At 45.9% G+C, this 9,004-nt stretch carries 12 protein-coding genes; 3 read left to right on the forward strand and 9 right to left on the reverse strand.

Annotated features, from left to right (window positions below):
* A partial coding sequence (locus VIM91_RS05760) for a CopD family protein (protein WP_331863874.1) occupies positions 1-89 on the reverse strand: 89 nt, incomplete at its 3' end.
* Between the two features lie 109 nt (positions 90-198).
* Between VIM91_RS05760 and VIM91_RS05765 the strand changes: the two genes are divergently transcribed.
* Positions 199-678 carry a peptidylprolyl isomerase gene (locus tag VIM91_RS05765; protein WP_331863863.1) on the forward strand — a complete coding sequence of 160 codons (480 nt, stop codon included), beginning with the start codon at positions 199-201 and terminating at the stop codon, positions 676-678.
* Positions 679-739: 61 nt separating this feature from the next.
* On the opposite strand, the gene ylqF is transcribed toward VIM91_RS05765, so the two are convergent.
* Genes ylqF through VIM91_RS05780 form a run of 3 tightly spaced genes read right to left on the reverse strand, consistent with a single transcriptional unit; the run spans position 740 to position 2,348 of the window.
* On the reverse strand, positions 740-1,675 hold the full coding sequence (gene ylqF / locus VIM91_RS05770) for a ribosome biogenesis GTPase YlqF (RefSeq protein ID WP_331863864.1): 936 nt from the start codon (positions 1,673-1,675) through the stop codon (positions 740-742).
* Positions 1,676-1,722: 47 nt separating this feature from the next.
* Positions 1,723-2,118 (reverse strand): type II toxin-antitoxin system tRNA(fMet)-specific endonuclease VapC, encoded by a 396-nt coding sequence (gene vapC, locus VIM91_RS05775; RefSeq protein ID WP_331863865.1) that lies wholly within the window; start codon positions 2,116-2,118, stop codon positions 1,723-1,725.
* A 2-nt stretch (positions 2,119-2,120) separates the two neighbouring features.
* A complete protein-coding gene (locus VIM91_RS05780; protein ID WP_331863866.1) occupies positions 2,121-2,348 on the reverse strand; it encodes a type II toxin-antitoxin system VapB family antitoxin in 228 nt (75 codons plus the stop codon).
* A 228-nt stretch (positions 2,349-2,576) separates the two neighbouring features.
* Here VIM91_RS05780 and VIM91_RS05785 point away from each other — a divergent pair, with 228 nt between their 5' ends.
* Positions 2,577-3,524 carry an FRG domain-containing protein gene (locus tag VIM91_RS05785; RefSeq protein ID WP_331863867.1) on the forward strand — a complete coding sequence of 316 codons (948 nt, stop codon included), beginning with the start codon at positions 2,577-2,579 and terminating at the stop codon, positions 3,522-3,524.
* A 34-nt stretch (positions 3,525-3,558) separates the two neighbouring features.
* Here the strand turns inward: VIM91_RS05785 and VIM91_RS05790 are convergent, their stop codons facing one another.
* The 3 genes from VIM91_RS05790 to VIM91_RS05800 are packed head-to-tail and all read right to left on the reverse strand — an operon-like array spanning position 3,559 to position 5,755.
* Positions 3,559-3,996 carry a YcgN family cysteine cluster protein gene (locus VIM91_RS05790; protein ID WP_331863868.1) on the reverse strand — a complete coding sequence of 146 codons (438 nt, stop codon included), beginning with the start codon at positions 3,994-3,996 and terminating at the stop codon, positions 3,559-3,561.
* Complete coding sequence (locus tag VIM91_RS05795) at positions 3,996-4,664, reverse strand: TIGR01621 family pseudouridine synthase (protein ID WP_331863869.1); 669 nt, start codon at positions 4,662-4,664, stop codon at positions 3,996-3,998. The genes VIM91_RS05790 and VIM91_RS05795 overlap by 1 nt, the downstream gene beginning before the upstream one ends.
* Positions 4,661-5,755 (reverse strand): DNA alkylation repair protein, encoded by a 1,095-nt coding sequence (locus VIM91_RS05800; RefSeq protein WP_331863870.1) that lies wholly within the window; start codon positions 5,753-5,755, stop codon positions 4,661-4,663. Before VIM91_RS05800 ends, VIM91_RS05795 begins: the two co-directional genes overlap by 4 nt.
* 91 nt (positions 5,756-5,846) lie before the next feature.
* Between VIM91_RS05800 and VIM91_RS05805 the strand changes: the two genes are divergently transcribed.
* Positions 5,847-6,269 carry a hypothetical protein gene (locus VIM91_RS05805; RefSeq protein ID WP_331863871.1) on the forward strand — a complete coding sequence of 141 codons (423 nt, stop codon included), beginning with the start codon at positions 5,847-5,849 and terminating at the stop codon, positions 6,267-6,269.
* A gap of 134 nt (positions 6,270-6,403) precedes the next feature.
* On the opposite strand, the gene lpdA is transcribed toward VIM91_RS05805, so the two are convergent.
* Both lpdA and VIM91_RS05815 read right to left on the reverse strand, forming a co-directional pair.
* Positions 6,404-8,176 carry a dihydrolipoyl dehydrogenase gene (gene lpdA, locus VIM91_RS05810; protein ID WP_331863872.1) on the reverse strand — a complete coding sequence of 591 codons (1,773 nt, stop codon included), beginning with the start codon at positions 8,174-8,176 and terminating at the stop codon, positions 6,404-6,406.
* A 15-nt stretch (positions 8,177-8,191) separates the two neighbouring features.
* On the reverse strand, positions 8,192-9,004 hold an 813-nt coding region (locus VIM91_RS05815; protein WP_331863873.1), incomplete at its 5' end, for a 2-oxo acid dehydrogenase subunit E2.

Consider the following 9,004-nt stretch of genomic DNA (forward strand, 5'->3'; position numbering starts at 1 on the left):
TGCACAAAAATGCGTGGAAGATAAAAAATCCCCGCCATCCACGACATCATAAATAACAAGTGAAAAACCTTAACCCATAGATACATCATAAAACGACCTCAAATTGTGTTTTTTGCCTAAATACGTCCCAAAATCCGATCATGAATCGGTATCATGACGCATGAAAATCAATATTCTAACTCTAATTAAGGACACCGAATGAAAATCGAACAAGATAAAGTCGCGCAAATCGAATATACCCTAACCAACTCAGCCGGTGAGGTTTTGGATAAGTCCAATGGACAGCCTTTGGCTTATTTGCATGGTCATCACAACTTGATTCCAGGCTTAGAAGCCGAACTACTAGGCAAAGCGGTAGGCGATAAGTTCACGGCCACGATTGCGGCGGCGGATGCTTATGGTGAAAAGCACGAAGGTATGATCCAGCAAGTGCCAAGCAACCTATTCCAAGGTGTCGAAAACATCGAAGTCGGCATGCGTTTTGAAGCCCAGTCTGATCAAGGTGTGCAATCGGTTGAAATCGTAGCGATTGACGGCGATATGGTTACGGTTGACGCCAACCACCCTTTAGCCGGTCAGGATTTAACCTTTGAAGTTGAAATCATGGGTATTCGCGACGCCTCAGCCGAAGAACTAGAGCACGGCCACGCACACGGTGCAGGCGGTCACCAACACTAAGTTGAACCGTTAAACCACCAGGCACCAGGCCTGGTGGTTATCTAAACAAGCCCACACGTCCCTACTTACGATTCCGCCTAGTGCGCGCCTTACGCTCCGCATCATGAATCTCTTTTAAACGTGCTTTCTCAGCGGCTTCAGCTTCCGCTCTGGCGACTTCAACTCGTGTCATCTCTGGCGTTTCTAACGTAATCGGCCCCAACTTTCCATCGCGCAATTCGGTAATTAAAATCCGGCTGACCTTATCCCAATCGACCGAACCGCCCTTTTGCATACAACCGCGTTTTTTGCCAATCAGCGCCAACAACTCTTCGTCGTGCTCCGGCAATTCATCCAATTTATAGCGTTCTTTCAACGCATCAGGATAGTTTTTCAACAGGTAATCAGCGGCAAATAAAGTGATATCGATAAAATCAAACGCCGTATCTTTAATCGCACCCGTGATCGCCAAACGATTGCCACATTCTGGCGGCGTTAATTTAGGCCACAAAAACCCAGGCGTATCAGTCAGGGTCATATTGTTGGCTAATTTAATGCGTTGCTGAGATTTGGTCACACCCGCCTCGTTGCCGGTTCGAGCAATCGTGCGGCCAGCTAAGGTATTAATCATGGTGGATTTACCCACATTCGGAATCCCCATAATCATCGCGCGGCCACCGCGAATCGCCAAATCACGATCGCCCATTAACTGCTCACACAGTTTCAATAAGCTTTTAATATGTTCAGGATGCTGCGACGTCATCGGCAGCGCACGCACACCCTTCTGCTGTTCAAAATGCTCAACCCACATTTGAGTAATGACTGGATCAGCCAAGTCGGCTTTATTCAGCACCTTAATACAGGGCGTTTCGCCACGCAGCCCATTCACCAACGGGTTTTCGCTCGAAAACGGAATGCGCGCATCCAACAACTCAATAATCACATCCACCTGCGGCATTACCTCAGCAATGTCTTTGCGCGCCTTGTGCATGTGTCCAGGAAACCAATTTATCGCCATCTAATTCTTCTCATTTATTTATTAAAACCACCAGGCCTGGTGGTGACTCAAACCCAATTCTCAAGCTTTAAGCCATCGACTCTGGCGAATTCTTTTATATTATTGCTCACCAAGGTTGCACCTATAGTGCGTGCGTGCGCGGCAATCCACAAATCATTATTACCAATCGGTGTGCCCTTGCTCGCCAAGTCTGCACGAATTCCTGCATAGGTTTTTGCCACTTCTGACTGCATCGCCAGTACCGGGATATAACAAGACAACTCATCAAGCGCTTGCAATGATTTAGGCGCGTGTTGGCTGCGTAACGCGCCATATTCCAACTCACCAAAGGTAATCATAGACATCGACAAATCACCCATCTGCAATTGCTCAAACCTCGCCCGCACGCTGGCGGGTTTGTTCTTCATAATGTAAATGCAGATATTCGTGTCCAGCATATACATAACTACAAAGCCTCACGCTCTTGCGGCAAATCATCGCCACGGCCATCGGCCATAAAATCATCCGACACACCAGCCAACAAATCAAAAACATCACCGAGGTTTTTAGGCTTAGGCTTTAATACCAATTCATCGCCGCGTTTAAAAATCTCGACTTCAGTCACGTCAAAACGAAACTCTTTTGGAATCCGCACCGCTTGACTATTACCCGACTGAAAAATTTTAGCTTCCATATCATTATCCCCCATATGCAAGTATGTATATACATTATGATATATACAATCATCCGAAGCAAACATTTTACGTTGTCTTATTTAGGGAAAGTGGGCAACAGCATGAACTTAACATGCAATACACTCACAATCGAAATACCACCTGATTTTTATTTAGTAAAGATTGTTTATTTGGTATAAGCTGCAGATAAAATTACAAATAACATGATCTTTAAAAAGGAGTTTTTCTTGAGCGCAGAATATTTTTGGAACCCTTTTGAGGTAGAAATTAATGATTTTGAAACTTTACTAAAGGTTATTAATCAAATTATGAGCAAGGCGTTAGATAAAAATATTAAGTTTGCTTGGCGCGGACAAGTTGACGCTAGTTGGCCCTTACATAGCTCTCTATATCGCCGAATGAATCTAACAAAAGGCAAAATACTTACTGAGGATGATATTGCAAAAGAGGAAGGAAACATACTTGCAGAATTACATCGCTGGGGATTGCATTCATCTGGCCATACCGGTCGACTTTCAATTTTGAATCAACTCGCCATGCTACAACATTACGGCGCACCAACAAGGTTAATTGATATTACCTTCAATGCTTGGGTAGGTGTGTGGTTTGCAGTAGAAGAAAAGTGGAGAAATGGTGAACAAGTAAATGAGGACAAAGATGCAAGGTTATTTGCGTTTGACGTTACTGACAGATTAATAAATGAAAATGATAGCTTTAGATGCTGGGAAGATTTCTTACATAGGCCTTGGAAAGCCAGCATGGAAAATGGAGTCAACAAAAAAGAATGGACAACATCTGTTTTTTCTTGGAAACCTGCCAATTTAGATGCACGTATAGCTGCTCAAAATGGTGGGTTTTTATTCGGAGGGATTCCTGCGTCCACAAAACCTGACAACAAAAGATTCCAATTTCCTAAGTCACCTAGTAATGATGGCTGGTGGTCTATCGAAGAAGGACGAAGGGCTTGCTGTATTGCAACCAGGCCTCATGTTTTTGAATCCGGTAAAGGCAAAAGCCCTGGATCAGGCGCACTCTATACATTTAGAATCAAAGCCTCCGCAAAACAGGATATTCGGAACAGACTTGAAAAGTTGTTCGGCTACAAACATTCAACAATATATCCTGACTTTTCAGGTTTTTCTAGTTTTGCCAACCCTAAAATAAAAAGCTACTAAGCTCTTACTTAATAAACATTTAATTTATAAATTGTTAAGGCCTATCCATTAAATAATCTTCTGCGTCAATATCATCAGTTTCGACCACCACGGCGATGGATTGTAGGCCGTGGTATTTTACTTGGGTGTGGTCACCAACATTGAGTGGGTGCCAGTCTGGTAGAGGTTGGTTGAAATAGCGTAAGCGGTAGGCGCAGGATTCGGGTAGCCAGTCGAATTCGGCGATGCGTTCTAGGGTTAAGGGCACACAAGTGGGCACGTTCACCGAGCGGTTTTCGTAGTCGCCGCACTGCCCTGTTTCTAAGTCTGAAAACTTGCACACGACCCGCGTATAAACAATCTCTTCGGTGTCTTCGTCTTGCAGTTTATGCAGGCAGCACAAGCCGCAGCCGTCGCATAGGCTTTCCCATTGTGCGGGGGTGAGTTGTTCTAGCGGGGTGTCTTCCCAATATTTAGTGGTCGCTTTCGACATCAAAACGCTTTCCATGGTTCGTTCCAAGCCGCACATTGTACCTTAAAGGCATCCGACACAAAGCGTTGGCCGCTGGTTGGCGGGCAAACGAAGGCGAAGTTTTCGCCGAATAAACTGAATCGCAGCGCGTAGGCATGTAAATAGCCACGATCTTCTAGTTCGGCTTCCGCCAAGGCTTGATAACGTTGATCGCCTGAAATGGGCGCGCCTAAGCTTTTGAGCGCGACGCGGATTTGATGGGTTTTGCCGGTATGGGGTTTAATCAAAAACACGCGTTCATTCGGTGCGATACTGGCGCTGACAAATTGCGTAATCGCGGGATTGTCCATAGTGGTGGTTAAACGATAACTGCCGCGCCGACTGGGTAGCATGTCGCCTTTTATCCAGCCCTGCTTCTTTTTGGGTTTGTGGGTGGAGATGGCGAGGTAGTATTTTTCGATTTCGCGTTGTTCAAATAGGGTTTGAAACGCTTGCGTGGCGGCCAGGTTTTTCGCCAGAATCACTAAACCTGAAGTCATTTTATCTAACCGATGCACAGGATAAAGTGACGGCAGGCCAAGTTGCTGTTGCGCCAATACCACCAGGCCTGGTTCTTGTTCTGAATGGAAACTTAACCCCGCTGGTTTATCCAGCAATACAAAATCTGTGTTTTCAAAAATGAGATTCATGCCTTTACCTCAAACCAGGCCTGGTGCTTTATTTCGCCGTTAATCACGAGCTGTATTTTATGTTGTCCGGCATAGTGTCGGCGTGTAGTTAATGGTTTAAACGACAGGGTTTTGTTAAACTTTTTGCGCGCCTCGCTGTAATCCGATTCCGCCAGTTTAAACACTTTGCGTAATGGCACGCCGCTTGGTCTGGGATAATCCACCTGTATCTCAACTCTTAAACGCCCTAACGCTTTGGACGCTTTTGTTGTTTGCAATTCAAACTGATAATGCCAAACGTCACCCAACGTTACTTGCAACTCTTGTTGCCAATTGACCAGTTCAATATGATCGGTTTTTGGCAAACTTAATAAGGCTAAAAACCGAGGTTCACGCTGTTTTAAAAAGTTGCGGCTGGCGTGTTTGATAATCCAATCCGCCTCGGCGCTTGTGCCCAACCAGGCCTGGCAAAAGGTCAATAATACCTCTGGATGATCTTTACCAATATCGTTTAAATTATTCGCCACACTTTTGCGCACGTATAAGCTGGGATCGTGGATGAGGTTTTGCAAAATCGGCAGAATGGGCGTCGGATCACGTTTAAACTCATTTAAAGCTTTGCCCCACGGTAATCGAGGGCGACAGCCTTCGGAGGCTAAACGGCGTAAATGATGATTATCCGATAACGACCAGGCCTGCATTTGCGCCATACTGACGGCTTGATCTTGCTCAATAAAAACACGAATCGCAAATTCACCCGTCGAGAATTGGGTAAAGGTTTCGAGCGCATTAAATGATGCTTCAAAATCGGCTAAACCATTATCTTCGACGATCTGCGGAAGCACCAGGCCTGGTAGTCCCAGAAATTGCGGGGCGATGTTTTGCAGGCCAGCGAGCATCTCAACATAACTCAATCCCGCTTGTTGTAAGCGCTGATAACTTAATTGGCTGGTGTATTGAATGCGCTGTTTTAGGCTGAGTTCAGCCCAATCTGCAAGCTGGGATTCATTCATCTGTCCAGCCACGCTTAATTCGCCAAACTCAGTTTGCAGTGCTTGCCACCAGTGCGACCACCAGGCCTGGTTAAATTGATCTTTTAATGCGTTCGACATGCTTTGTTTTACCACACAGTTTGTGCTAAATTAAATTCCATCTTAACCACCTTTCAGAACCTTCTGATTCTGACCTGAAAAAGGACGCACCATGTCAGATTTGACGCCACAAGAAAAAGTTCGAACCTGTTTAGATTATATCGATAGTCGCTTGGAAACCACCTCTCAGCAAACCATTCAAATCGCCGAAATGATGATGGAAGACATTCGAGACCTGAGCCAATCTTACACCGATGCGTTGAGTCAAGACACCCTGCGCGAACATTCCGAACAGGTGCGTGAAACCCAACTGAAATGGATGAATCAGCTCCAAGACATTATCATCGAACAAACCAACCGCGATTTAAGTGGCCAAGTTATCCAATCCCTACTCACCTTTACCGACAAACTCGATAATGTGAAAATGAAGAACTTGGACTTCCCGCTGCCTAGTGCGGTCGCCTCTAAACAAGAAGGCGCGTTAGACTATTTAAGCCAAGATGACATTGATGTATTGATGAATCAAGACACTTAATCAGTTTGCTTTGGTTTCTGGTTCGATTTTTCTAAATCTATAAAAAAACCCGCTCTAAATTGAAGCGGGTTTTTTTATAGATAAGCACCAGGTCTGGTGCTTGATCCATAACCTTAACTAACTAGCTGTTTAGGTTACTTTTTCTTCTTTGGTGCGATCAAGTCGGTAATCGTACCTTCGGCCATTTCCGCGGCGAACGCAAAGGTTTCGCTTAGGGTTGGATGCGGATGAATGGTTAAGCCGATATCTTGCATATCTGCGCCCATTTCAATCGCCAACATGGCTTCGGCAATCAACTCACCAGCATTCGGCCCGACAATACCCGCGCCTAATAGACGGTGGGTTTTGGCACAGAATAACGATTTACTCATGCCTTCATCGCGCCCTAGGCTCAAGCTACGACCTGAAGCGGCCCAAGGGAACACGCCTTTTTCGTACTCAACGCCTTCGGCTTTAAGCTGTTCTTCGGTTTTACCAGCCCACGCCACTTCTGGATCGGTATAAGCCACGCTTGGAATGCCCATAGGCGTAAACGCGCTTGGCATATCACAAATCACTTCCGCTGCGACTTTACCTTCGTGTACCGCTTTATGCGCCAGCATAGGCTGACCCACGATATCACCGATGGCATGAATGTGATCAACATTGGTTTTTTGACGTTCATCGACTTCGATAAAGCCCCAATCGTTCACTACAATACCGGCTTTTTCAGCATCAATCAGCTTACCGTTTGGTGTGCGACCTACCGCCACCAAGACACGATCAAAGGTATCTTGCGCTGGGCAATCTTTACCTTCAAACGACACGACTAGCCCGCCTTTGGCGGCTTCAACATGGGTGACTTTTGATTTTAGGAAAATGTTTTCGTAACGTGCTTTGATTTTCTTTAACAATGGACGCGTTAAATCTTTGTCGGCACCTGGAATAATGTTATCGCCCAGTTCGACCACGGTGACTTTTGAACCCAATGAGTCGTAAACCTGTGCCATTTCTAAACCGATAATGCCGCCACCGATCACCAATAAACGTTTCGGTACTTCTTCAAGTTCTAACGCATCGGTTGAATCCATTACACGCGGATCGTCATGTGGAATAAACGGCAGTTTAACCACACGTGAACCGGCGGCGATTACGGCTTTTTCAAACGCGATAGTTTGTTCACTGCCGTCTTCTGCGGTAACAGTAACCGTATTCGCTGAACTGAACTTGCCATAACCCTGTACGATTTCAACTTTACGCTGTTTCGCTAGCGCGGCGAGGCCGCCGGTCAATTTGGTGATCACGCTGTTTTTATAATCGCGCATCTTGTCCAAATTGATTTTTGGCTTGGCAAATTCAATGCCGTGTGCCGCCATTTCTTTGGTTTCGTTTAACACCACTGACATATGCAGTAAGGCTTTAGACGGAATACAACCCACGTTTAAACACACGCCACCGATGACCGGATAACGTTCGACCAAAATCACTTGTTTGCCCAAATCCGCTGCACGGAAAGCCGCGGTATAACCACCTGGGCCACCGCCAAGAACGAGCACTTGGCAAGTCTTGTCTGCTGGCGGTAAGTCTTTTGACGACACCGCTTGCGGAGCGGCTTGTGCATTCGTTTCTGGTTTGGCTTCTGGCTTAGCTTCGGCTTTTTGCTCGGTTAACTTAGCCGGACTTTCATCGGCGATTTCCATTTTGCCAATCACAGTTCCTTGGCGTACTTTGTCGCCTACCGAAACGGTAAGCTCGACAATACGCCCAGCAAATTCAGCCGGTACTTCCATGGTGGCTTTATCCGACTCCAGCGTTAGCAACGAATCGTCTTGTACCACTTCGTCGCCTTGGGCAACTAATACTTCAATCACATCCACATCAGCAAAGTCGCCAATATCTGGAATACGAATCTCTACGATTTGACTCATATCAGGCTCCTTTGCTTAGAGTAATAATTGACGGATATCGGCCAAATGCTGACCCACAAAGGTGCTAAAGCGAACCCCTTCGGCTCCGTCTATTACACGGTGGTCGTATGAAATGCTGTAAGGCATCACCAAACGCGGTTTAAATTCTGAACCGTCCCAAACTGGTTGCATCGAGGCTTTTGAAACGCCCATGATGGCGACTTCTGGCGCATTCACAATCGGTGTAAACTGCGTGCCACCAATGCCGCCTAGGCTAGAAATACTGAAACAACCGCCCGACATATCTTTAGGCGAAAGTTTGCCATCGCGTGCTTTGGTGCTGAGTTCCATCAAATCACGTGATAATTCAAAGATTGATTTTTGATCCACATCACGCACGACAGGCACCACCAAACCGTTTGGAGTATCGACGGCAATCCCGATGTTGTAATAACCTTTGCGAATCAACTTCTGACCATCTGGAGATAAAGACGCATTGAAGTTTGGGAAGGCTTTTAAGCCTGCCACCACGGCTTTCATAATGAAGACCAATGGCGTCAATTTAACTCCAGCTTTTTCAGCCTGAGCTTTCATATCTTTGCGGAACTGATCCATCTCGGTGATGTCACACTCGTCAAACTGAGTAACATGCGGAATGTTTAACCAAGCGGTCGACAAATGTTTGCCTGACAGCTTTTTGATACGGCTGAGTTCGATCTCTTCGGTTTCACCAAACTGGCTGAAATCGATAGTTGGAACGGGTGGAATACCTGAACCTTGTGCGCCGCCTACTGAAGTTTGGCCTTGCATCACGGACTTAACAAAACTTTCAACGTCGGTTTTAAGAAC

The sequence above is a fragment of the Thiomicrospira sp. genome, from assembly GCF_036568485.1.
Lineage (GTDB): Bacteria > Pseudomonadota > Gammaproteobacteria > Thiomicrospirales > Thiomicrospiraceae > Thiomicrospira.

Bases quoted from the DNA above. Each gene is read 5' to 3' on its own strand.
- VIM91_RS05800 (WP_331863870.1), bottom strand. From the start codon at position 5,755: ATGTCGAACGCATTAAAAGATCAATTTAACCAGGCCTGGTGGTCGCAC.
- VIM91_RS05780 (WP_331863866.1), bottom strand. From the start codon at position 2,348: ATGGAAGCTAAAATTTTTCAGTCGGGTAATAGTCAAGCGGTGCGGATT.
- ylqF (WP_331863864.1), bottom strand. From the start codon at position 1,675: ATGGCGATAAATTGGTTTCCTGGACACATGCACAAGGCGCGCAAAGAC.
- lpdA (WP_331863872.1), bottom strand. From the start codon at position 8,176: ATGAGTCAAATCGTAGAGATTCGTATTCCAGATATTGGCGACTTTGCT.
- VIM91_RS05795 (WP_331863869.1), bottom strand. From the start codon at position 4,664: ATGAATCTCATTTTTGAAAACACAGATTTTGTATTGCTGGATAAACCA.
- VIM91_RS05765 (WP_331863863.1), top strand. From the start codon at position 199: ATGAAAATCGAACAAGATAAAGTCGCGCAAATCGAATATACCCTAACC.
- vapC (WP_331863865.1), bottom strand. From the start codon at position 2,118: ATGTATATGCTGGACACGAATATCTGCATTTACATTATGAAGAACAAA.
- VIM91_RS05805 (WP_331863871.1), top strand. From the start codon at position 5,847: ATGTCAGATTTGACGCCACAAGAAAAAGTTCGAACCTGTTTAGATTAT.
- VIM91_RS05790 (WP_331863868.1), bottom strand. From the start codon at position 3,996: ATGTCGAAAGCGACCACTAAATATTGGGAAGACACCCCGCTAGAACAA.